The sequence below is a fragment of the Psychrobacter sp. 2Y5 genome, assembly GCF_051847375.1.
In the GTDB taxonomy this organism is placed as follows: domain Bacteria; phylum Pseudomonadota; class Gammaproteobacteria; order Pseudomonadales; family Moraxellaceae; genus Psychrobacter.
The window spans coordinates 1-24,371 of record NZ_JBPYDA010000018.1 but is presented as its reverse complement, the minus strand read 5'-3'; the positions used below and the strand labels follow the sequence as shown (position 1 = coordinate 24,371).

The 24,371-nt window shown below is 44.4% G+C and carries 18 protein-coding genes, 4 tRNA genes and 1 pseudogene; 11 read left to right on the top strand and 12 right to left on the bottom strand.

Translation table 11 applies throughout. From position 1 onward, the window contains the following. Positions 1-459: 459 nt before the first annotated feature. The 9 genes from ACS8E3_RS12680 to ACS8E3_RS12640 all read right to left on the bottom strand — a co-directional run bounded on the left by ACS8E3_RS12680 (position 460) and on the right by ACS8E3_RS12640 (position 7,955). A tRNA-Thr gene (locus tag ACS8E3_RS12680) sits at positions 460-534 on the bottom strand. Between the two features lie 135 nt (positions 535-669). Next, a tRNA-Gly gene (locus ACS8E3_RS12675) sits at positions 670-743 on the bottom strand. A 71-nt stretch (positions 744-814) separates the two neighbouring features. Further along, positions 815-898: transfer RNA gene (locus ACS8E3_RS12670), tRNA-Tyr, on the bottom strand. 65 nt (positions 899-963) lie between these two features. Beyond that, positions 964-1,039, bottom strand: a tRNA-Thr gene (locus tag ACS8E3_RS12665). Positions 1,040-1,218: 179 nt separating this feature from the next. Then, positions 1,219-2,715 carry an anthranilate synthase component I family protein gene (locus ACS8E3_RS12660; protein WP_439244656.1) on the bottom strand — a complete coding sequence of 499 codons (1,497 nt, stop codon included), beginning with the start codon at positions 2,713-2,715 and terminating at the stop codon, positions 1,219-1,221. A 201-nt stretch (positions 2,716-2,916) separates the two neighbouring features. After that, positions 2,917-4,041: an FHA domain-containing protein gene (locus tag ACS8E3_RS12655; protein WP_439244654.1), complete on the bottom strand. Its 1,125-nt coding sequence runs from the start codon at positions 4,039-4,041 to the stop codon at positions 2,917-2,919. Positions 4,042-4,125: 84 nt separating this feature from the next. Beyond that, positions 4,126-4,971 (bottom strand): RsiV family protein, encoded by an 846-nt coding sequence (locus tag ACS8E3_RS12650; protein WP_439244652.1) that lies wholly within the window; start codon positions 4,969-4,971, stop codon positions 4,126-4,128. 206 nt (positions 4,972-5,177) lie between these two features. After that, positions 5,178-6,773 (bottom strand): peptide chain release factor 3, encoded by a 1,596-nt coding sequence (locus tag ACS8E3_RS12645; RefSeq protein ID WP_439244651.1) that lies wholly within the window; start codon positions 6,771-6,773, stop codon positions 5,178-5,180. Positions 6,774-7,034: 261 nt separating this feature from the next. After that, positions 7,035-7,955: a hypothetical protein gene (locus ACS8E3_RS12640; protein WP_439244650.1), complete on the bottom strand. Its 921-nt coding sequence runs from the start codon at positions 7,953-7,955 to the stop codon at positions 7,035-7,037. 287 nt (positions 7,956-8,242) lie between these two features. Between ACS8E3_RS12640 and ACS8E3_RS12635 the strand changes: the two genes are divergently transcribed. From ACS8E3_RS12635 to ACS8E3_RS12620, 4 genes are all read left to right on the top strand, one after another. Further along, positions 8,243-8,656: an Ohr family peroxiredoxin gene (locus ACS8E3_RS12635; RefSeq protein WP_439244649.1), complete on the top strand. Its 414-nt coding sequence runs from the start codon at positions 8,243-8,245 to the stop codon at positions 8,654-8,656. A 287-nt stretch (positions 8,657-8,943) separates the two neighbouring features. Then, entirely contained in the window at positions 8,944-11,844 is a 2,901-nt protein-coding gene (polA, locus tag ACS8E3_RS12630) for a DNA polymerase I (protein ID WP_439244659.1), read from the top strand. 377 nt (positions 11,845-12,221) lie between these two features. Further along, on the top strand, positions 12,222-12,614 hold the full coding sequence (locus ACS8E3_RS12625; RefSeq protein WP_439244648.1) for a hypothetical protein: 393 nt from the start codon (positions 12,222-12,224) through the stop codon (positions 12,612-12,614). 409 nt (positions 12,615-13,023) lie between these two features. Next, positions 13,024-13,812, top strand: coding sequence for an SDR family oxidoreductase (locus ACS8E3_RS12620; protein ID WP_439244646.1), 789 nt, complete (start codon positions 13,024-13,026; stop codon positions 13,810-13,812). Between the two features lie 28 nt (positions 13,813-13,840). On the opposite strand, the gene ACS8E3_RS12615 is transcribed toward ACS8E3_RS12620, so the two are convergent. Beyond that, the gene (locus ACS8E3_RS12615) at positions 13,841-15,190 is read right to left on the bottom strand and encodes a right-handed parallel beta-helix repeat-containing protein (RefSeq protein ID WP_439244644.1); all 1,350 of its coding nucleotides are present in this window, start codon (positions 15,188-15,190) and stop codon (positions 13,841-13,843) included. A 177-nt stretch (positions 15,191-15,367) separates the two neighbouring features. Between ACS8E3_RS12615 and ACS8E3_RS12610 the strand changes: the two genes are divergently transcribed. Next, entirely contained in the window at positions 15,368-15,709 is a 342-nt protein-coding gene (locus tag ACS8E3_RS12610; protein ID WP_439244643.1) for a hypothetical protein, read from the top strand. A 135-nt stretch (positions 15,710-15,844) separates the two neighbouring features. On the opposite strand, the gene hemH is transcribed toward ACS8E3_RS12610, so the two are convergent. After that, positions 15,845-16,864 carry a ferrochelatase gene (hemH, locus tag ACS8E3_RS12605; RefSeq protein WP_439244641.1) on the bottom strand — a complete coding sequence of 340 codons (1,020 nt, stop codon included), beginning with the start codon at positions 16,862-16,864 and terminating at the stop codon, positions 15,845-15,847. A 396-nt stretch (positions 16,865-17,260) separates the two neighbouring features. On the opposite strand from hemH, the gene metX reads away from it, so the two are divergent. The 5 genes from metX to trhO all read left to right on the top strand — a co-directional run bounded on the left by metX (position 17,261) and on the right by trhO (position 22,302). Next, complete coding sequence (gene metX, locus ACS8E3_RS12600; protein WP_439244657.1) at positions 17,261-18,535, top strand: homoserine O-acetyltransferase MetX; 1,275 nt, start codon at positions 17,261-17,263, stop codon at positions 18,533-18,535. Further along, complete coding sequence (gene metW / locus ACS8E3_RS12595; protein WP_439244639.1) at positions 18,532-19,140, top strand: methionine biosynthesis protein MetW; 609 nt, start codon at positions 18,532-18,534, stop codon at positions 19,138-19,140. The genes metX and metW overlap by 4 nt, the downstream gene beginning before the upstream one ends. A gap of 411 nt (positions 19,141-19,551) precedes the next feature. Continuing rightward, complete coding sequence (locus ACS8E3_RS12590) at positions 19,552-20,133, top strand: tetratricopeptide repeat protein (RefSeq protein WP_201557960.1); 582 nt, start codon at positions 19,552-19,554, stop codon at positions 20,131-20,133. A 229-nt stretch (positions 20,134-20,362) separates the two neighbouring features. Next, positions 20,363-20,896 (top strand): DUF2058 domain-containing protein, encoded by a 534-nt coding sequence (locus ACS8E3_RS12585; RefSeq protein ID WP_439244637.1) that lies wholly within the window; start codon positions 20,363-20,365, stop codon positions 20,894-20,896. Between the two features lie 365 nt (positions 20,897-21,261). Continuing rightward, positions 21,262-22,302, top strand: a complete 1,041-nt coding sequence (gene trhO / locus ACS8E3_RS12580) for an oxygen-dependent tRNA uridine(34) hydroxylase TrhO (protein WP_439244635.1) — start codon at positions 21,262-21,264, stop codon at positions 22,300-22,302. Positions 22,303-22,386: 84 nt separating this feature from the next. Here trhO and serA read toward each other — a convergent pair whose 3' ends face one another. Then, the gene (gene serA / locus ACS8E3_RS12575; RefSeq protein ID WP_439244633.1) at positions 22,387-23,613 is read right to left on the bottom strand and encodes a phosphoglycerate dehydrogenase; all 1,227 of its coding nucleotides are present in this window, start codon (positions 23,611-23,613) and stop codon (positions 22,387-22,389) included. A gap of 444 nt (positions 23,614-24,057) precedes the next feature. On the opposite strand from serA, the pseudogene ACS8E3_RS12570 reads away from it, so the two are divergent. Next, positions 24,058-24,371: pseudogene (locus ACS8E3_RS12570) on the top strand (FAD-binding oxidoreductase); the annotation flags it as partial.

Here is a 24,371-nt window from a genome sequence, read left to right as displayed (position 1 = left end):
GTCCAATGGTGCCGACGTTGACGTGGGGCTTGTTGCGTTCAAACTTGGCCTTTGCCATGAGTGTATCCTTTTTATTGATGAATCTTTATGCTTAAAAAATGATAAACAGTAAGATCGGTAAATAGATATTTGACGGTTCACGATGTCTATTCATTCTGCTGACACTACCATCAAACCGTTGACGATATATTGTTGAAGCTATATTTTAGCGACTAAAAGTAATTATAAACTATAATGCTTAATCTTAGCTACTTTATAGTAATATCAAGCTACTGACAGCACTAAAAGGCAACACTTCAGTGTCACCCTAGAATCATCATTTTACTGAGTAGGCTTTATACTTTTTAATATTCGCATAACTCTTATAATGCTATTGAATATCTTAATAGTATCTCTCATACTATCTGGTTTTTTATATACTAACAATTGATAAGCAGCTTTGGCAACTATAATAATAAATGGAGCTCATATCGAGAATTGAACTCGAGACCTCTCCCTTACCAAGGGAGTGCTCTACCGCTGAGCTATATGAGCCTATCTTAAATAACTAAAAAACTCTCAGTTATATAAAAAAATATCACGAAACAGCTATAATAGATGACTGTCGTGATGTATGGGTGCTCGCTATTTATATTGCCGTGAATGCTTGATCAATGAATACCGCATATATGGAGCGGGTGGCGGGAATCGAACCCGCGTCATTAGCTTGGAAGGCTAAGGTGTTACCATTATACCACACCCGCAATAGCTCTATATAGAACCAAAATATTGATTGGTTTTAGAGTACTTTTGGTGCTGTGACAAACTAAAAATATGGTGGTGGGAGAAGGATTCGAACCTTCGAAGCTTTCGCGACAGATTTACAGTCTGTTGGGTTTGACCGCTCCCCAATCCCACCTAGATTGCTTGATATAAAATTACTTTAATCTAAAGCAAATTCATAAAAAGCGACTTTGAAAGAGATGGTGCCGACTGCCGGGATCGAACTGGCGACCTACTGATTACAAGTCAGTTGCTCTACCAACTGAGCTAAGTCGGCTTGTTCTCTCAAAGTGGTGGCTATTCTATCAAATATCGGCTGGAACGCAAGCCCTTTTTTGATTTTTTCCTAACTTTTTCAAATTAATTATTAATGCTTTGATTATATTAGTATTTTTTATACGTTATAAATAGTCGTTATAAGGCTCAATGTTTTATAGCGTTAATCTTAGCTTTGTTTTAGCGAATCCTAAGGCCATCACAAGCCATTTTTACCGCTTTGACGAGTGCCAAGGCCTTTTTATTAGTTTCTTCCCACTCCGCCTCGGCCACTGAGTCAGCAACTACCCCTGCCCCAGCTTGAATATGGATTTTGCCGCGGCGCATGACGGCAGTGCGAATAGCAATCGCGGTATCCATATTACCATGCCAGCCTAGATAACCGACTGAGCCGCCAAATACCGTACGACGTACGGGCTCTACTTCATCAATAATCTGCATTGCTCGTATTTTGGGAGCGCCGGACAGCGTCCCTGCAGGGAAAGTTGCACAGAATACATCCAAAGCATCTTTATCAGCCAAGACAGTGCCCTCAACGTTAGAGGCTATATGCATGACTTGTGAGTAGCGCTCAATAAACATTTTGTCGGTGACTTTGACGCTGCCATACTCACAGACGCGGCCGATATCATTACGGCCTAAATCGATAAGCATCAAGTGTTCAGCGATCTCTTTGGTATCTGATAGTAACTCTTGCTCTAACGCTAAATCCTCAGCCTCATCTTGACCACGTTTACGAGTACCGGCTAGTGGACGCACCGTGACCTTGCCATCCTCAATCCGCGACAAAATCTCAGGAGAGGCGCCAATAATGTCAAAACGCTTGTGATCGTCCAAAGTATAACCGTGCACTAAGAATAAATAAGGCGATGGATTAAGGAATCTAAGCGCGCGATATACGGCTAGCGAATCGCCTTTATAATCAGCGGTTAAACGCTGCGCCGGGACGACTTGCATGACGTCGCCTGCAAAGATATAGTCTTTGATTTTGTTGACATCACTACAGTATTTATCTTGCCCAGTTTGCGAGACGAACTTTGGCGTTGGCATAATAGGAGCGCTCAGATCTGGCATCTCTGCGAGCTTATCTTCTATTCTTTCAAGCTCACGAATGGCAGCGCCATAGCCATCTTCGTCGCTACAGTCAGCATAAACGATGATAGATAACGTGTTTTCTAGATTATCAAAGACAATCACGCTCATCGAGAGCATCAGCCACATGTCTGGTAAAGTCATAGGATTGGGCGCATCTGATTCGCCAATACTTGGCTCTATGACTCGCACCATATCATAACCAAAATAGCCGACTAGGCCGCCACTGAAGCTGGGTAATGAGGGGATATCATCAGTGGTTGGCATTTTATAATTGGCCATGAGCTTACGAATATAATCGAATGGCGCATCTACTGCGTCCACACTGATTTGGTCATCTTGCTTAATAGTCATTTGACCATCAGCGTACTGCAGTATTAAATCGCTCCCGAGACCAATCATCGAAAACCGCGCCCAGCGCTCGCCGCCTACTACCGATTCAAACAAATAAGCAGAACCACTCAAGTCACGCACTTTTGAAAACACAGAAACTGGTGTCTGTGCGTCCATCAAACGCTTTTTGACAAGCGGCGCATGGCTAAAACCTTTGCTTTTTAAGGTATTATATTCTTCGAAGGTCATCATAAGACATCTCTGAGCACGGTATTAATAAACAAGGATAAAGTAAACCACAGCGATAATCGAGAAAACTCGCTAGTTTCAGTGACGGTTAAACAGACAGCTAAATAAAAGCGAGCCAATATTAGGCTCGCCATTATAACAAAACATGATAATAAAGTTGCTCATATCATAGGACTTTAAATACCAGCCCGTCAGCGAATCGAATTACGCGCCGCCCATGTTAAATAACCACAGCGCGATACCGATAATGATAAGAGCAATAAATACCCAGATAAACCAACCGCCGCTCGCTCTCTTCTCACTCGCTGCTGTATTGGCAGGATTGTTTACGGCTTGATCCATAGCATTATTACCCGCCGTTCCTAGGTCGCGAGACTGACCTAGATTTGCCGTTCCTGAGAACTGCGCTGTAGCCGCTTGCTTAGCGCGTAGCACGTCTGGATCGGCTTCTTCTTGTAGAGGCGTGGTGGTTGTTTTGTCATGTTCAGGACTTTGACGCTCGGCTACGGGGGCTTCGACTACCGGCTCTTTAGCGAGTGGCTCTTTTATCATTGGTTCTTCATTGACTGGTTCTTCTACTAATGTTTTGGCTACTGGATCTGCTATAACCGTGTCTTGGGGTTTATTTTCAGCGGGCGTAGGGACGACAATATCTTCTTCTACAGGAGCTGCGGACATAGCGGCCTCGCCTGCACTAGCCGCGAGCACCTCACCGACGATCGTTTCTTTTACGACAGGCTCTGATTTAGTGTCTATTGCTACTGGCTCACTGGTTGTAGCTGGTCTTTCTACTAGTGTCTCTTCAACAGCGGCAGGTGGTAATGATGACTCTGTTGCCGGCTCCTTCGACGTCGTGCGAGCAGTGTCTAGATCTTCTTGCACTGAGCCTACTATGTCTTCTGGTTCATGCTCTTCCGGCTTTTTAGCTGCTAGGTCGGTGGCGCTCTGCTCTAAATTCTCAGTAGCTAAAGCCATCACTTGAAACTCAAAACTAGCAAAGCCAAGCTTATCCTCCGCAGTTAATAGCACGCTCTTATTCGCTTCAATACGCTGCTCGTTGACGAAAGTACCGTTAGAGGAGTCCAAATCTTTGACATAAAGCTCAGCATTTAATACACTTAGAACCGCGTGGTTACGCGAAACGGCTTTACTGCCTAGCACCACATCGTTATCGCTACCACGGCCTACTGATAGGCTGTCATTAACGCTCAATTGCAGATCACCAAGCGCTGCTGTCAGCGCGGTTAGCTGCCAAGTCTTGTCAGAGCTAGATCGAGCAGACGTAGCGTCTGGAGTTACTGGATTCGATTGCTTTGTATTGTCTGTCATGCGGTCATTCCTTATTATTGATAAGTGTTATTAGGTGCTAATGATAAAATGAAAATTAAGACAATTGAGGTTTAGGATCGATGTTTAGGAGCTAGGCATAAAACGCGGTTTAAGGATACCAGCAAGTTTACTATACGGAATCGTTAATACCGGCATGCCATAAGCATAAGGGCCAATAGCATAAGGCTGATAACGAATATTAACGCCTTTATCGGTCAAGCTCACATCTTCACTAGCGACAAAAGGCCAGTTCTGCTCATAACTTTTGACATCCTCATCTATCCACTTGACCCAAGATTTATAAGCGTCATAGGCCAAGGCGTTGAAACGCGACTGCTGACCAGTCTGTATCATATTATCAAGAGTTATTTGCTGTTTGTTTGCCGGATCAAATATTAGATACTCACTAAAAGGCATACCGTGAGCGCCGCCAGTAAAGACATAAGAGCTAATATTAAACAACTCTAAATCCTCTCCTTGACCCAATTTAACATGACCTAAGTATTCCGGTGTGACCGTCAAGCTGTATGACCAACGCACTTCTTCCGGCATATCCATAAACTGTGATTTGACGAAATCATCAATAGCTGTTTTAGCTGTTTTTTTATCGGTAGCTTGCGATACTGGCGACTCGCTCATTTTGCTATTGATAACTATATTATTGACGCGCTTATTAACGATGTCATTAAGCCAATCTTGGTTAGTGTTTAGGTATTTGACCTCAATCTCTGGGCAATTATTTTTTTCATAGCACTGCTCTTGTACGCTGACTGGAAATTCATAGTCTAGATATTCAGTGCTACTGATCAAACTACTGGCGTTTGCCGCTAGGCTGATAGACAATAAACTACCAGTAGCAATCGCTAACACAGAGCGCTTTATATAACTACTCTGAGCTTTATTATTAGAAGTTAATAAATCAGATGACACGGTAGACTCCAATGACTTATCGATCAAGAGATATTATGATTAGTGGCTATAATCATAGCGTATCTGTTAACAAATCATTGTTTAAAATGTGTTGAGGGTTATGCGCCACTAGCGACTAAATGCTCAGCTACTTCTCTCAAGCCATTAGCGAAGATGGCATAAAAAAAGACACGCCTAGCGTGCCTCTCAAAATGATAGCCTAACGATTAATGCTCACGCGTATTACTAAAGGTAATCTCCGGATAGCGCTCTTGCATTAGTTGCAAATTCACGCGCGACGGTGCTAAATACGTCAAATAACCACCACCATCTATCGATAACTGATCGTGCGCTTTTTTCTTAAACTTCGCCAGTGCCACTTCATCGTCGCAATGTATCCAGCGTACGGTGGCGATAGAGACCGGCTCAAAGCTGCATTGTACTTTGTACTCTTCTTTAAGACGATGAGCGACAACCTCAAACTGCAGGACCCCGACCGCGCCTAAGATTAGATCATTGTTGATCTGCGGCATAAATACTTGTGTTGCGCCTTCCTCTGAGAGCTGCTGCAAACCCTTTTGTAGCGCTTTAGACTTAAGCGGATCTTTGAGCACCACTCGGCGAAATAGCTCTGGCGCAAAGTGCGGAATACCAGTGAAATTCAGCTCCTCGCCTTCGGTAAAGCTATCGCCAATCGATATAGTACCGTGGTTATGCAGTCCGATAATATCGCCTGGATACGCCTCTTCTAGCGCCTCGCGGTCACCGGCTAAAAAAGTTAAGGCATCGGCAATCCGTACGTCTTTACCTAGACGCACTTGCCGCATTTTCATGCCCTTTTCGTACTTACCAGAGCACACTCGCAAGAAAGCAATACGGTCACGGTGACGCGGATCCATATTGGCCTGAATCTTGAACACAAAGCCGGAAAACTTAGGCTCTGTTGCCGAAACGACACGCTGCTCAGTCGGATGCGCTTTGGGCGGCGGCGAGTATTTAACTAGCGTATCTAGCACCATATTGACACCAAAGTTGCCTAGAGCGGTGCCGAACAATACAGGAGTCATCTCCCCCTTTAAGAACGCCTCAACATCGAAGTCCTCAAGCGCCATCTGTACTAGCTCAAGCGACTCTTCGAATGCGTCAAACATCAGCTTACCTAAGCGCTCACGAATATCTGGATAATCATAACCTTCGCGGGTCTCCGACACGGTAATCTCGCCGCCATGACCTTTTTCATAAAGGTAGGTTTTGTCTTCAGTCAGATGATAGACACCTACAAAATCCTGCCCCATCCCAATCGGCCAAGTCAACGGGATACATTTGATTTTCAGTACGGATTCAATCTCACTGAGTAGGTCAAGCGGCTCACGAATCTGCCGATCGAGCTTGTTAACGAAAGAGATAATCGGCGTATCGCGCATCCGGCAGACTTCCATCAGCTTGATGGTTCGCTCCTCCACGCCTTTAGCGCCATCGACCATCATCAGCGCGCTATCGACGGCCGTTAGAGTACGATACGTATCTTCCGAGAAGTCAGCGTGACCTGGGGTATCAAGCAGATTGACCATATGCTCTTTATAAGGAAACTGCATGACGGAGGTGGTGATAGAGATACCGCGCTCTTGCTCCATACTCATCCAATCGGATGTAGCATGACGGTCGGTTTTGCGTCCTTTGACCTCGCCTGCGACCTGAATCGCCTGACCCCAAAGCAATAGCTTTTCGGTCATAGTGGTCTTACCGGCATCGGGATGCGAGATGATAGCGAAAGTGCGGCGTTTGGCGACTTGCTTTTGTAAAACTTTTGGATCTACGCTCATAATTTTTGGCTTCAATAGTGTTGATTGATCATTCAATCTAATAAATAAAATAATGCGCGTATTGTAGCCGATTTCGTCTTAAGGTGCTGAACTCGCGCAAAAAAAACACGCTTTAGATAACAGCTAAAGCGTGTTGGTTAGTATGACTTATCATTATTTAGGCGGCTGATAGCACTTAGCTGACCAAAACAGTATTTACAAAACAATAGCAGGCACACAGCACACGAGTCTAACAGTACGAAAGCTTAATATCATTAAAGCTTAGTAGTACCTATCAATTTGATCTTCGATAAAGTCAGCAGCGACTTCATTGACTAAGGTGCAATCGACTACTCCGCGAACGCTATCTTCATTTGGACGCGAGGCGTCTTTATCGATAAAATTCGTCTCATAAATAGCGCCCTCATAATCTACGCCATTATACAGATACTCAGGATCATGATTAATCGCAAAAAATGTTACTTGCGCTGCCGGGTTACTATTACTTGCACCGATAGACCGCTCAGAGGTTCTAAAGTCTCTATTATCATTGAAGCGATCTTCTGCTGCGTCTATCCAATCATTAAGATCTGAATAATTGGTTTTATCTTTATTGTTAAAAACAAAAAATGAGCGGTCGCTAGTGGTCACTGGTATATAGCAAACAGAGCCGTTAGGAAAAGTAAGCGTGCTAGGCGCATTATTGCCAATACTAGGATAAGTGTTTAAAGCAGTAAAGATACCTCGAGCAGTATTTAAGCCGTTGCCTGACCGATAACTAAAGACATTGACCCCTGCTAGATTCAGCGTCCTATAGAACGTCTGATAATCAAATTTATTGTTATTGTTTTTCTCATATATGGGTCGTTTCACCGTTCGACCATTCACCTCGATATAACGATCTTCTAAGCTTCCCTCGAAGTTGTCTGCCAGTACTACCGAATTATCCAAGTTATCGACATTTTGGCTATTAAAATTACCTACGATGTTAGTGACATCGATATCGCGTTCGCCATTACTATACTCAGTTTCGATACGAGCAATCGCTTCTCTACCGGTTTGCCGATCGATACTTTTGTCGAACTGAATCACTGTCAGCTCATTACTGTTTCCTGAGCCATAAATCGAATCTTCATCATCACCGCAGCCACTGATAACGGCGGCTAATAGCATCATGATCGTAGGAATCATTATTTTTTTCATGGCAAAGTATCCTTTTATCGAAATAGTCTTGCACTTGGCTAATTTATGGCGCTTACATCGTTAGTTTATCCTCAGAATTTTACAGCACTGTTATGACTATTCATAGGCACTGCTTGTACGCCTCATGTTTATTGTGCAGTTATGCTTACAAATTCACAGTATAGATTTACTACCTTTATATAACGTTTTATGCAAACCTTGCTATGCTAAGTAAGTGATAAAGGTTACTTGTACTAGTAGCTTCTATATATAAAGCCATTAATAAAAACTCAAAAAAAGGACAAGGTATGAAAACTCTATATTCAACTAAAGCAACAGTCACTGGTGGCCGCACTGGTAATGCTTCACTAGATGACAGCGATCTAAAAATCAATATGGCTCCTCCTGGCGGTAATATGGAAGGCAATAATCCTGAACAATTATTAGCGATGGGCTATGCTGCTTGTTTTGATAGCGCTTTAGGTGTCGTTAAAAAGATGGAAAAAGCTAGCTTTGGCTCTACCACTGAGACCACTGTCGACCTCATGCAAGGCGATGCTCATGATTACCGTTTAGCGGTCAAGATTCATGTTATTGCCGACAGTACTGACATCTCAGCTGAGGACTTCCAAAAACTCGTAGAAAAAGCCAATGAAGTATGTCCTTATTCAAAAGCCACTAAAGGCAATATTGAGATGGAAGTAACCTCTGAAGTCAAATAAAGCTAAACGCTACTTTATATTGTGAAATATTTTAGAGCATAAAAGATTAGAACGTTATCAGCATTTACTGTGCTCATAGCGTTCTTTTTTTATGTATGAAGCTGATAACTTTTAAGCCATTCGGCACGCGCTTATTTTATCGTTATAATATGGTCATACTATATTTTAATACCTGCTAAATTTTGATAACTTCTAATAAGTGACTCTTTATGACTGCTCATACAAAAGACAACGATCACAACTCCCACTCGCCTATCGACCCTGATACCTTGCCTAATTTTGACACTATGCCTAACGTGGCGACCATGGACACTAGTAAGGTGGACAAAGATCAGCCGCCTTTTATCTTAGTCGATGGCTCGTACTATCTGTTTCGCACTTATCATGCGCTACCTAAAACTATGCAAAACACGCAGGGGCTAACGACTAACGCCATACGCGGCACGTTGAACGCGCTGCTCAAGCTGATGCGCCGCTATCATCCGACCCATATGGCAGTATGTTTTGATACTAAATCGCCGACGTTTCGCCATAGAATGTCAGAAGAATACAAAGCTGGACGTCCGCCTATCGATGCCGAACTGGTTGAGCAAATCCCCTATATCCATCGTTTAGTCACCGCCTTAGGTATTCCCTTGCTGCGTATCGAAGGCGCAGAAGCGGATGATATCATCGGAACAATGGCTTATCGCGCGGTGGCGCAAGGGCATCATGTGGTCATCTCTACCGGAGATAAAGACATGATGCAACTGGTCAATGATGCGGTGATATTAGAAGATAGTTTTACTGGCAAAATTACCGACACCCAAGGCGTCATGGATAAGCTCGGCATCAAACCGGCGCAGATGATTGATTATTTGACGCTGATGGGCGATACCTCTGACGGTATCAAAGGTGTGCCTGGTATCGGTAAAAAGACCGCCAAAGACTTGCTCGTTGAATACGGCGATATCGATAATATGCTCAAGCACATTGGCTTCATTAAAGGTCGCGGCGCAAAAGGCTTAATCGAACACGCCGACGACATTCCATTGAATGCGCAGCTGGCGACTATCATCACCGATTTAGATATCGGTCATGACTGGAATGACCTAAAAATCAATACTGATCCTTGCGCCCATATCGATGAGCTGCGTGAGTTATACACTGAGCTTGAGTTTAAAAATGAGCTGGCATCGCTAGATCATCCTAATCATCCTGCCAACGCTAATGGGCAAGGCGCGCAAAGTGTGGCGGAGGCGCAGGCAAATAGCGAATCACAAGCCCAAGTCGCCAAATCGCTACAGTCCACTGCGATTGAAAACATCAAAGACAGCAAAAGCCATGACAAGGCTTGGCATACTATCCTCGACATGCCCGCCTTTGAGAGCTTGGTTGTGCAATTAGAGGCGGCACCGCATTTTGTGCTCGATACCGAAACCACGAGCATCTACTGGCGCGAGGCTGAGATCGTCGGTCTATCCTTTGCTGTGCAAGCCCATGAGGCTTATTATGTACCGCTGACGCATCGCTTAGAGGATGACGAGCTAACCACTAAGCAGCTTGATCGCGATACCGTACTAGCGCGTCTCAAGCCGATATTAGAAAACTCAAAAATTGGTAAAATCGGTCAGCATTTAAAGTATGATGCGCATATTTTGAGTCATTACGATATTGACCTAGTAGGTGATATTCACGCCACGCATAATAATTGGGCGATGGATACTATGCTTGCCAGCTACGTGATTAATGCGGCGATCACTCGTCACGGTATGGATGATCTAGCGCGGCACTACCTGCAAACGCAAACCATCAGTTATGAAGACGTGGCCGGTAAAGGCGCAAAGCAGGTCACTTTCGATCAGGTGGCTATCGATATCGCGAGCGACTATGCTTGTGAAGATGCTGATATCACTTATCAGTTGTTTGAAGTGTTCAGCGATACCTTAGCCGATGACGACAATAACATTCGACTGCTCAATGAGCTTGAGATTCCAACCGCTGAGATTCTTTGTCAGATGGAAGCAAACGGCATCTTAATCAAACGCTCGTTCTTAAATGAGCTATCCAAGCGTTTTGACGAAGAAATCATTGCGCTTGAGGCACAAGCTTATGACATCGCAGGCGAGGAGTTCAATTTAGGCTCGCCCAAGCAGTTAGGCGAGGTGCTATTTGAGAAGCTTGGCGTCATCGGTGGTAAAAAAACCAAATCGGGGCAATACTCAACAGGTGAGGCGATACTCTCCAAAATTGACCATCCGCTAGCAGAGATTACCCTTGAATACCGCGGCTTATCGAAACTCAAAAATACCTACACTGACTCTCTAGATGCAGTAGCGGATAAGGACACCGATCGCGTCCATACTAGCTATCATCAAGCGCTGACGAGCACGGGCCGCTTGTCTTCCACTGATCCGAATCTACAAAACATCCCGATCCGTACTAAGACAGGAAGGCTGATCCGTCAAGCCTTTATCGCGCCAGAGGGTCGCGTGTTACTTGCTGCCGATTACTCACAAATTGAGCTGCGACTGATGGCACATTTCTCAGGCGATGCCAACTTAACTCGCGCCTTTAATGAAGGCTTAGATATTCACACCGCTACAGCGGCTGAAGTGCTCGGCAAAGCGGTTGATGAGGTTAGCGCCACCGAGCGCCGCAATGCTAAAGCCATTAACTTTGGGCTATTATATGGTATGAGCGCTTTTGGTCTGGCCAAACAATTACAGATGAGCCGAGGCGAGGCGCAAGACTATATCGATATGTACTTCGATCGCTATCCTAGCGTCAAGCAATACATGATAGACACGCGCGCAAGCGCCTATGAACGCGGCTATATTGAGACCATCCTTGGGCGTAAGCTTTATACGCCTGATATCAATAATAACAACCGTATGGTCAAACAAGCCGCAGAGCGCGCCGCTATTAATGCGCCGCTACAAGGCTCCGCCGCTGATCTGATTAAGCTTGCGATGATAGCTGTTGATAGAGTGCTACCTAAAGAGCAAGCTAAAATGCTGCTACAAGTCCATGATGAGCTAGTGTTCGAGGTCGATAGCGATAAAGCTGATGAGATTGCTCAGCTGATTACTGATGCTATGCAAGATGTGCTGCGAAATACAGCAAAAAGCATGGGCTGGGAGGTTGATTTTGCGGTGCCGTTATTGGTTGAAACTGGGATTGGCGAGAATTGGGATGAGGCGCATTAATATCGCTACTTTTGAATGTTGCTGCTATTAATATTAAAAATATCAATATGAATAATTGATGAATTAGTCATAGTTATCAATAGTATGTCATATCAGCAAGTATTATAATGACGCTTTATGCTAGTTATACTAACCATCTTACTAGGTTGATATGAGCTAATATAATTTAAAAAGTGAGCTTAGGCTCACTTTTTTATTTCTTATGATTATCTATTTTAGGTTAGGAGCCGATTATCTTTTCTGAAAATGGCATCATCGAAACCGTTAGTGTTATCGTCTTAGTCCTCTGCTTACTACGTTCTGGACGCTATGCGCTGCAGAGTCATATCAAACAGGGTTATTATTTTTGGTTAGCCGCAGTTTTGGTGTTTTTTACTGTGATTCGTCGCGAGCTCAATCATTTGCCAGACTTATTTGTTCCCAAAAATTTCTTATTTTTAAGTCATTCTTACGACTGGTGGGAAGATAGCGTGCTTTTGCTTATTTATCTTTTAACTGTAGGCTTTTTGGGTTATGCATGGCGCTACTTATGGCAAGTGTTAAAGCACACTTCGCTATCTTTATATTTGAGCGTGGCTGTTTTGGCATTGCTACAATATATGGGCGAGAATGCGATCGTCTTCCCCCATGCTTTAGGAATAGTCGTTGAGGAGCTGGCTGAGCTTACTATTTATGGCCTTGCCCTCGCCTATTTATGGTCATTTAGGTTATCAGATTTCGATACTTGCTCAGAGCGAACCCTAAAACTTGATAAAACCACCAGCTCATAGTTCGCTTCTAATAGTCAACCTCCATAAGGTCTAATGAGCAATATGTAACTGCCAACTCGCTATAGTAGGTTCAATTTAAAAGTGTTATAGCGATCCTGGGATGCTTTGTTTTAAAATACAGTTTTGCAGCATCGAATAGTGCGAAGCGCACAGCAAGCAAAGGAAGTTTGTAGCAGTATCGCTTTTGAACTTATGTCATTTTTATTTCCAACTGCTTATATCTGCTACCTATGCATTCTAGATACGCTCTGTTTTTCTTAAACTCATCTAAAAGCGCCTAAAACATTTGTTACGGATACCATCTAGCATTCCATACTCGCCTTCAGTTATTCTAGCTTATTGGTCAGCACGGCAATATGACCACCCTAATAATAAATACTTCCTCACTTTAATTCTATAAGGATAGGTTATGAATGTATTAATCACTGGCGCTTCACGTGGTATCGGTCTAGCTACGGCTAAGCGTTTGGCTGCTAAAGGCCACTGCGTTGGATTATTCGATATCGATACTCATGAGCTATCGCACGCTATCAAGCAAAAAGCGTTCAAAAAAGCCAATAAAAACCAGCGTGTGATCACAGGTGATTTGGATGTGACCCAGACAGACTCTTGGGATAACGCTATCGAGCACATGGTCAATAATTTTGGCGGTATCGATGTGCTTATCAACAATGCCGGTGTGCTCGTCAGCGGTGTACTGCCAACTACTGACTTAGACAAGCAGTTATCACTGGTCGATATCAACTGCAAAGGGGTCTTAATCGGTTGTCATAAAGCCGTGCCTTATTTAGAGCAAAGCACCGCTGGTAAGATTATCAACCTATCTTCTGCCTCTGCTATTTATGGACAGTCTGAGGTCGCGCCTTATTCTGCCAGTAAGTTCTTCGTACGCGGCCTGACTGAAGCGCTCAATGTCGAGTATGCTGACTTAGGTATTAAGGTTATGGATGTGATGCCACTTTGGGTCAAATCCGATATGACCAAAGACATCGAAGTGACGAGTATCGATCGTTTAGGAATCAACTTGACTGTCGATGATGTCGCCAAAAAGCTATGCAAATTAAGCATCAGCGCTAATCGTAAAATTTCAAAAACACACTATCCTATTGGCTTACCTGCCAAGATCTTGCAAACCACTTCGCAGGTGACACCTGACTCTGTTATCCGCTTTATTAATAAAAAGATTGGCGCAAAATAGCTTTTAAAGATTAGCGAATAAATAGCGGCTAGCGAATTTCGGTAGCCGTTTTGCTCGCCGCGCGCACCTTTATCGCTTGTGCTACTGATTTATTACCAAAGCTATTGTTCTCAATAAGCGTATCACTAACAGCGCCCGCCGCGCTGTCTTCGCGGATCTCAGACCCTACCGTTATCGGTATTGCGACATTGTCGGCAAAGCTATTATTACGAATGCGTGTGCCATCATCCTCTACAACAATGCCTTGTTCAACTTGCTCGAAGCTATTATTAATAATGGCATTGTCTTTGGCGCTATCTAAATGATAACTGGCAAATAGTGTTTGCTTAATTAAGTAAGCGCCGCAGTCAAAACCTTTCAGATTGCGTGATTGCCTCGAAGCTATCCAGACGCCAACGGTCTCATCACGGAAGGTGTTGTTAGCTATGATGTTGTTCCGGCTTGACTGGGTGCGTTTAAAGTGATTGCTACGCGACGCATCATCAGCGTGCTCAAAACAATTGCGGTATAAGAGGATACTGCCTGCACCGTTATGAATAAAGGTGTTATTTTCAATACGATTATGGCTCGATGAGTCTACCGCTATCGCCTCGCGATTGGGCTTGAAAGTGCGAAAACCATTACCGATAAATACTGAATTTTCAATGACATTGTTACGGCTGCCGAATTCTAAATATAAGCCAACCGTGCCAGCATTTTGTACGCGGATACTATCGAAGCTGACCTGTTGTACATGATCACCGACGAAGATGCCGCTGTTTATACTGTTTAAGCTACTGATATTGATAATACGTATGTCTTGTGGTGCCAAAGCGCGATTAGCTGCAGCTTCTGTCAATCCTTTCAGATAACGCTGATTCGGATTGCTAAATTGGCGGATGTGTAAAGCATGACCATAGCCCTCAATGTGACAATTAGCGACCGCGATATCTTCAATAGCGGCAGCTGCCCTTGGCTGAATAGTGATAGCGCTAGCTTTTGACTCAACACCTGTAGCAGTACTTAACATAGCGCCTTGACAGTCCAGAGAGCTGTGTGAGCTATCGAGTACGAAACGCACTGATTTAGCGCTTAAGTCACAACCTTGACTCAATACACTATGACCTTTAATCGTTAGGGCTTGACCTGGTGTTAGTTGCGTACACTCTATAATGTTAGATGGCACGGGCAATTTAGCATCGATGATTGACGCTGGTTTTGCGATCTGCTCAAGACTGGGACTGTTTTTATCGGCTTGATCACTATCAGTAAAGAGCCCATCACAAGCGCTTAAACTAGCTAAGCTCACTACAATAACCGCGCTATTAGACACTATAGCTTTGAGCCTCGCGCTATTGAAGGCGACACTGATTAGCTTGATTTTATTCAATATCTTCACTCATCTATCTATCATTCTGACAATTAGTTATCATCTTACATTTTTTGACATGCTGTGACAGCTTCCTACTAGCGCTAGGCTGCTTAAACAGTCAAAATATTAGCATCAATACTTAATAGCTCTTAGCTAAGATAGCTATTAACAAAAAATTTTAATAATGACAATAAGGAAGCTGCTATGGATAACTCAAAAACCCCAATCCCTAAAGAGATGGATCATATCGAAGGCGATGATAATATCACTGATAGCGAGCAAGGCAGTCAGCGCGTCGACATAGATAATACTATGATGCACACTTTTGATAATGATGATGTGATTGATAATAGTGCCGGGTTCGATAACTCAGAAGTCGGTACCGATGCCACTCAGGGTCTAACGCCTATGCATCGTCAAAACGTCGATGAAGCCACTGTCGATAACGTGTTAGTGCAAGATAATTTAGATGATGACAATTATCCTAACATAGTCGACATTGCTGATAAAGAAGCTGCCGAACGTAGTAACGATGACGATTTTTAGTTGATTAATTATTAATCTAGTAGCCAATAAGCTAACTTATCATTAGCACTACTCACAAAAAACACGCTTTATAAAGCGTGTTTTTTTTGGACTCAACTATTAATCACTGAGCAGATAGCTTTTCGTCAAAACCGCTTATACCCAGCCCTCAAGGGTGCCTGCCCAGCCTCTAACCAGCGGCGCACTCATCGCCTCCAACAGATCGATATGCGCTTCATCCATATTCAGCGCTGGAATATAGTGATACTCCTGCCCACCGGCCTCAATAAAGTTATCACGGTTCTCAATCGCTAGCTCCTCTAGCGTTTCTAGGCAATCTGCCGAAAACGCAGGGCTGATAATCTGTACCGACTTGACGCCAGACTTTGCCCAGTCGTCTAACACCACATCGGTATAAGGCTTAACCCATTCTTGCTTACCAAAGCGCGACTGAAAACTGATGACCCACTCATCGTCCCCTAACCCCAATTCATGCGCCACTTGCGCGGCAGTACATTTACAGCGTTTAGGATAAGGATCTCCTTTATCAGCGTAGGGCTGCGGTATGCCGTGAAAGCTAAACATTAGCTTTTCAGGCTTGCCATGCTTAGCTTGAAAACGGCGAATACTATCGGCCAATGCCTTGATATAAAGCGGATGGGCGAAGTAGTCTTTGACGATCGTATAATTGGGCAAATTACGCTGCTTAAGCGCCCACTTATTGATAGCGTCATACACCGCCCCTGAGGAAGTCGCTGAATACTGCGGAAACACCGGCAACAATACAAAATGATCGACGCCTTCCGCGCGCAATTCATCCATCACCGCAGGCAGGCCGGGATTACCGTAACTCATTGCAGAATGCACTGAGACTCGATAAGGCGCGGCACCTTTGACCAGTCGCGGTTCAAGCTTCGCGACTTGTTCATTTAAGATATTGCGCATGGGCGAGTCACCATCCCAAATACTGGCATATGCCTCTGCTACGCGCTTAGGCCGACTGGGTAATACAAATAAGTTAAGGATAATCACCCATAAGAACTTAGGTATTTCTATGACGCGCGGGTCGGATAAAAACTGACGTAAATAACGACGCACAGCAGGCGCAGTCGGTGCGTCTGGTGTACCTAGGTTAATCAATAAAACAGCAATACGGGGAGGCAGTTTAGGTTTCATAGCAGCCCATTATTTGAATAGAGTTTAGGAAGGGTTTGATAAGGTATTCGATAAACTTGCTTAAGTATCTTAAGCTATACTTAAAAAAATAAATGGTTTTAATTTTGCTTAGTGTAGCATTTTATCGCTCAAAAACGCAGGAGAAATATAGCTTGTCTGCCCTTTGGTGCCTTATGCTGATAAACCCTACTAATGAAGGTTGTACTCGCACGCGCATCGCCATACAATAGACAGCATTGGCGATAGAGCATAGCGCTTTATCTGCCCCTATAAAAAACGTCATCTTGCGAGGTAGCTTTGAGCGCACGTCCTGATACCAATAACGTTCCTACTGATAATGACTTTGATGAGTCCTTTGACTGGCAGCGCTCAGTAGGATTAGTCATTCCTGAGACTATGCATTTCTCTGAGCCGTTGACTTTGGAGTGCAATCGCACCTTACCCTCATTTGACTTGGTCTATGAGACTTACGGCAGTTTAAATGTAGACAAATCGAACGCTATTTTGATCTGTCACGCCTTATCTGGCAGTCATCATGCTGCTGGCTACTATAAGGAGGACGATAAAAAAGCCGGCTGGTGGGATAATATGATTGGCCCTAATAAAGCCATCGATACCAATCAGTTCTATGTGGTCTGTGTCAATAATATCGGTAGCTGCTTCGGGTCTACGGGTCCGACTACCCTCAATCCTGATAGCGATGACGAACAAGCCTATGGCCCCGACTTTCCGCTGATTACCATCAAAGATTGGGTCAAAACCCAAGCGATGCTTTCTGATCGCTTAGGCATTGATATCTGGCACGCTATCGTCGGCGGCTCAATGGGCGGTATGCAAGCACTGCAATGGTCAGTGGACTACCCTGATCGTCTCAAGCGCTGCGTGGTCATCGCTTGTACCCCTAAGCTCTCCGCGCAGAATATCGCCTTTAACGAAGTGGCACGCCAGTCTATCTTGTCAGATCCTGACTTTATGGACGGACGTTACCTGCAAGCAGGCACTTATCCTAAGCGCGGTCTAATACTGGCGCGGATGGTAGGCCATATCACCTATCTGACCGACGATGCAATGAAAGCCAAATTCGGCCGCGACCTAAAGTCCGGCAAGTTTATGTACGGCTACGATGTCGAGTTTCAGGTCGAGAGCTACTTACGTTATCAAGGCGAAAGATTTAGTAAAAATTTCGATGCCAATACCTATCTGCTGATGACCAAAGCCTTAGATTATTTTGACCCCACGCGCGGCTATCTATCGCAAATTGAGCAGCAAGCGCTGAATGGTAATAAAGCTAAAAAACAAAGTATCGATCAGGTGATAGCAGACGCTGAAGAAGAGGTCAAAGAAGCAGCTGTGGTAGAAGATTCTGTTGAACTCAGCGATTTAAAGACTGCCTTTGCTCATGCCCAGTGCCAGTATTTGATCGTTTCATTCACCACCGATTGGCGCTTCGCTCCTGAGCGCTCGCAAGAGATTGTCGATGCACTTATGGCGACGGGTAAGCCGGTCAGCTATACCAATATCGACGCTCCGCATGGCCACGATTCTTTTCTTTTCGATATTCCGCGTTATATGGGCGCTATTAGAGGCTTTTTGACCGCGCCGTTTATTACCGAGCATAAGACTACTGGCAAACCACAGACTGATCATCACTCAAAAGGAGCGCAATTGTGAGAATGGATTATCAACTCGCTGAGCGCTGGATTGCCCCACGCTCGCACATTTTAGACTTAGGCTGCGGTAACGGCGAGCTGCTCGCACACTTACAGCAGCAGCTTGGCGTCAGTGGCTATGGCATTGAGATCGATGAGCACAAAATCAATGAAGCCATCGGCAAAGGTTTATCCATCGTTGAGCAAGATCTCAATGATGGCCTTGAGCGCTTCGCAGATGGCAGCTTCGATACAGTCGTCATGGCGCGAGCGCTACAAGCTGTTAAAAACCCTGATGAGCTGCTACTCGATATGCTCCGCGTTGGCCGTGAAGCAGTGATTACCTTTCCCAACTTTGCTCATTGGCAGAACCGTATTCATTTGGGTCTTAAAGGCATGATGCCGGTCTCAGAGGCGCTACCTTACGAGTGGTATAACACTCCAAACATTCACCTGTGTACCTTTAAAGACTTCGAGCAGCTGTGCGCCAAGCATGATATTCGTATTCTTAACCGTTTCGCAGTGAGCGACTCTGAAAAAGGCTATGCGCCCCTTATGTCGACCTTAGTCCGCCAAGCGCCAAATTTGCTAGCGGATGTGGCTATTTACCGAGTGACTAAAGCCTAAAGTATTTAATAAATTTAAAGACAGTAGTAATAACTAAGCGCCGTAACTCTCATAAAATGGGAATAAATAAGGTTACAAAGTTGGTTATAGACTTGTGGCAATAAGTCACGCTAATGTAACTCTATGATTTTATTGGCTTCCTGCGGCGCTGAACTGTGGTAAAAGTAGGTAATTAGTATTTGAGTTTCGTAACTTTGAGTGTTAAGCTTACAAAATATTGTCAATCACAACCCATTTTCGACCGTTTATCTGGCGCTTTAGTATAAGCGATATGGCTAAAAAGGACTTTACCCCAGCCGCCACACTAAGATAAGCTCAAGCATATTTATTTATTACTTATTCAACAACGGTATTACTCAAACGAAGATATTGTTTGTTCACTCATTACTCACTGCCTATTTTGGAGCCGCTATGAAACTCTTAAAAGCTGCCTTATTCACCGCTCTATTTTCTTGTGCTGGCCTAGCCAATGCTGAGCTAATCTCAAACGTACCGCTTGATACCTCACGTTTTGAGCTAATGTCAGTTAGTGATTTATCTGCTCGCGCTGCCCAAGGTAGCGATCACGCGCAGTTCTATCTTGCCAAGCGTCTACAAAAAGGCCAAGGCGTCAAGCAAAACACGCAGCAAGCGATCCAGTGGTACACCCGCGCTGCCGAGCAAGGCGTTGCTCCTGCGCAGCTCAATCTAGCGATTATGTATCTACGCGGTGAAGGTGTTCAGCCAAACATCCAGCAGGCGCGTAAATGGTTAGAAAAAGCAGCCATGCGCGGCGACAACCGTGCCAGCTACACGCTTGCGCTACTCGATGAGAAGCAAAAAAACCTAGTTGATGCTTATAAGTGGTATGACCTAGCGGCTCGTGATGGCATGCTAGATGAGAAGGTACGTAATAAAGCGCGCGGCAAAATCGGTCAGTTAGCGCTTAACTTATCCTCTTCTGATATCGCAAGCGCCCGTAGCCAAGCGGATACTTGGTTTCAGAGTAAATAAATCGGCGTCAATGAAGCAAGTAAGCTTTAGCGCAGATATCGTTTACCAATAGATCCAGCCTTTGTGCTGGATTTTTTATGGCTATAAAATTAGCGCTCAGCATCACTTAATGACTAACGCCAATAGATGAAATTTGCTACTATCTATCCTATTATTAGCGAATCTTTTGCTAACACATATTTTGTTAGCCCATACTTTATTCAAATACCGTTATGCAGGTGATCCCATTATGGCCAAAAATGCCTTACAAGCGCAGCTCCTAAAAGCAGGTCTAGTAGACGATAAAAAAGCCAAAAAAATAAGCAAACAAGCTCAGCACGCCAAGCGAACTGGCGACGCTGCGGCTACTGAAAGCAAAAAAGCGCTAGCCGCCGCGCAAGCTCAAAAAGCTGAAAAAGATCTCAAGCTCAATCAGCAAAAGCAGCAGCAGTTAGAAGAAAAAACCCTACGCGCCAATATCATTCAGATGATAAAGCAGCATCAAATCACCGAGACCGATGGCGAGGTCAGCTATCAGTTCGTCGATGACTCTAAGATTAAGAAGATTTACACCACGCAGAAGCTCTACGAGCAAATTGTCGCCGGTCACGTAGTCATCGCGCGTTTAGAAGACGACTACGCACTACTGCCGCGACCGCTTGCTGACCGTATCAATGCTAAGTTAGAGGGCTTCATCGTGGTGTCGAATGATAAGTCCGAGAATGAGATGGAAGAAGATGATCCATACGCGGCGTATGTGATTCCAGATGATTTGATGTGGTAGGGACTTAATTCAAAACAGAGAATCCAGCTTAGATGCTGGATTTTTTATTCTTAAGCCTTATTTAGAACTTGAGTCACAGTATAGTCGATACCCTTCAAAAATGACGTAGCGCTGCTGCGATGTTTCTTTTGAATAACAGTTATGCAGCGTCGAATAATAACAGCACGCAAGCAAAATTTATAACTAATAGTTTTACTGCAAACTGACTATATCAGCAATAAAATATTCAAAACTTGAGCCAAATTTGCTACACTACGCCCGCGCTAACCAATTCCACAATCAGGTTAGTGTTATTGCTAGTATTAGATAGCTATCCTAAATGAATCAATGCACTAGGTTTACGTCCTAGCCCGCAGGAGACCCGCATGAGCACCAACAACCCAACTGCAACATCAGCACCCGCCTACGATAGCGAAATCAACAATATCGTCGTCGCTGCCCTCTATAAGTTTACCCGCTTTGATGACTATCAAAACTATCGTCAGCCTATCTTGGATACCCTGCTGAAAAACGACGTCAAAGGTACGTTACTGATTGCTAGTGAAGGTATCAACGGGACGATTTCAGGCAGCCGTCAAGGTATCGATAATGTGCTTGATTATCTGCGTAGTATCGAAGCGCTTGGCAGCTTTACCTTTAAAGAGTCTTATACTAGCGAGCAGCCCTTTTATCGCACTAAAGTTAAGCTAAAAAAAGAGATCGTCACCATGGGCGTCGAAGGTATCGACCCTTTGCAGTCGGTTGGACGCTACGTCAAACCCAAGGATTGGAATGCGCTCATCTCTGACCCAGAAGTGATTCTTATCGACACGCGTAACGACTATGAAGTGCAAATCGGCACCTTTGAAAATGCCGTTAATCCAAACACGGAGACTTTCCGTGAGTTCCCAGAATACGTCGCAAAAGAGCTCGATCCTGCTAAACATAAAAAAGTAGCGATGTTCTGTACTGGTGGTATCCGCTGCGAAAAATCTACCGCTTATATGCGCGAGCAAGGTTTTGAAGAGGTTTATCATTTAGAAGGCGGCATCTTAAAGTATTTAGAGGAAGTGCCTGCCAGCGAAACGATGTGGCAAGGCGACTGTTTCGTATTTGATAACCGCGTCTCGGTCAATCATAATCTGGAAAAAGGCGATTATGAGCAGTGTTTTGCTTGCCGTATGCCGATCACTGCTGAGGATATGCAAAGCCCCGCTTATAGCAAAGGCGAGTCTTGCCCACATTGTATTGGCAAGGCGACCGATGAGCAAAAAGCGCGTTTCCGCGAACGCGAGTATCAAATGCAACTGGCTTCAATGCGCGGCGAAGCGCACATCGGTAGCGAAGTCAAAGAAGTGATGGAAAAACGTAAAATGGCAAAAGAGGAAGCTCGTCGTCAGGCCGATGAGGCCAATAAAGCTAAGTAACATGACCTAAAAGATTGTGCTTGTAAAAAAAGAGACGCTATGATTAATAGCGTCTCTTTTTTTATCCAAATCTTAACTATTCAATTAGAATAAGATACGTACGCGAATAGTCTCTTCGACATCTTTGAGCTGATCAAGAGCAGCATTTGAGTCGTTATAATCGACATCCATTACCAAATAGCCAACATCGCCTTCGGTCATTAGACTCTGCGCTAAGATATTGATGTTTGCTTCTGCGAATAGGCGGTTGATTTGCGAGAGGACGCCTGGTACGTTTTTATGAATATGCAGCAGACGATGCGAGCCTTCTTTGAACGGTATGGAAACTTCTGGGAAGTTGACCGCTGTCGCGGTATCACCTTGGTCTGAGTATTTTACAAATTTCTCAGCGACTTCTAGACCGATATTTTCTTGCGCTTCTTGCGTGGAGCCGCCAATATGCGGTGTCAAAATGACATTATCGAACTTACGTAGCGGTGATTCGAACTCTTGATCGGCAGACTTCGGCTCTTTTGGGAACACATCGATCGCCGCGCCGAGCACTTTACCGGACTCGATGACTGCGGCAAGATCGTCGATCTCGACGCAAGTACCGCGGGCGGCATTGATAAAGTAGCTGCCTTCTTTCATCTGTGCGAACTGTTCAGCGCCCATCATATAGCGCGTGCTTGGTACATCAGGGACGTGCAAAGTGACGATATCTGCCGTTGAGAGTAGCTCGTTTAAGCTGCCGACTTGTACCGCGTTACCTAATGGTAGCTTCGTTACCACATCATGATAGATGACTTTCATACCGAAGCTTTCGGCTAGTACGGATAGCTGCGAGCCGATAGAGCCGTAGCCGACGATACCGATGGTCTTACCGCGCACTTCATGTGAGTCTTTGGCAGACTTGCCCCAGCCGCCGCGATGGACGGTAGCATTCTTTTCAGGAATACCGCGATACAGCATGATGGCTTCGGCTAAGACTAGCTCAGCCACTGAGCGCGTATTGGAATAAGGGGCGTTGAAAACCGGAATACCCATCTCACGTGCCGCATCTAGATCGACTTGGTTGGTACCAATACAAAAGCAGCCGATACCGATGAGTTTTTCGGCTTTTTCTAATACGTGACGCGTGAGCTGCGTACGTGAACGAATGCCGATGAAGTGTGCATCTTTGATTTTTTCGATCAGCTCCTCTTCATCGAGCGCGTGGCTTAAGTATTCGATGTTGCTATAACCCGCCCCTTCCAGTACTTTTAGAGCGTTTTCATGCAAGCCTTCTAGTAATAGAAAACGAATTTTATCTTTTTGTAATGATAATGCCATACGAAATCTTTCCTATGATTTGTTAAGTGAGCTATGAGTTGACAAGTAGGGTTTGAGCCGTGTATCTGCTCGACTTTTTTCAAAGATAATACTACGCTACTGATATGCCTTTTTTAGCGTACTGCTCTCACAGAAGCTGCCAAAACTCATGCCAGTAGTTTGCCCTGACTCTAGTATCGGTCTAAAACTATCACCGTTAAAAAAGTGAAAGCGACGCCCTCTTGTGTTATCACTCACTTATGATGAATAAAAACAATGCGCTTATATTACACAAAATTACCCAAGGATGTTAGGGAATAACAGGAATAAGTCATCATCGTTTTGGTTAATAATGACGGTTTGAGTCTCGCATCTGCTTAGATATGGCCCTCTGATGTGCTAATATTAGCCTTATCTCATCTCACCACCCTTATCTATTGCTACTGCTAAATAGCCGAGACTATTATGAACGAATCTGTTATCGAAAACCAACCAGCACATGAGCGTACTCATGCTGCAGAGCAAGCGCTGGTTAATGAGCCAAGCTTGCAAACTGCTGTTAATACTGCCGCGGTGCAAGCTATTTTACAGGCTTTACGTCAGACCCATCAATTTGAAGAGAGCCAAATCAAAACCGATAGCGAGAGCCTAGAGCACTGGGGCAAAGACTGGACCAAACATTTTGCGCCCGCCGCCTCTGCCATTGTTTTTCCAAAATCGACCGAGCAAGTGCAAGCTATCGTATTATTAGCCAACGAGCATAACGTGGTCTTGACCCC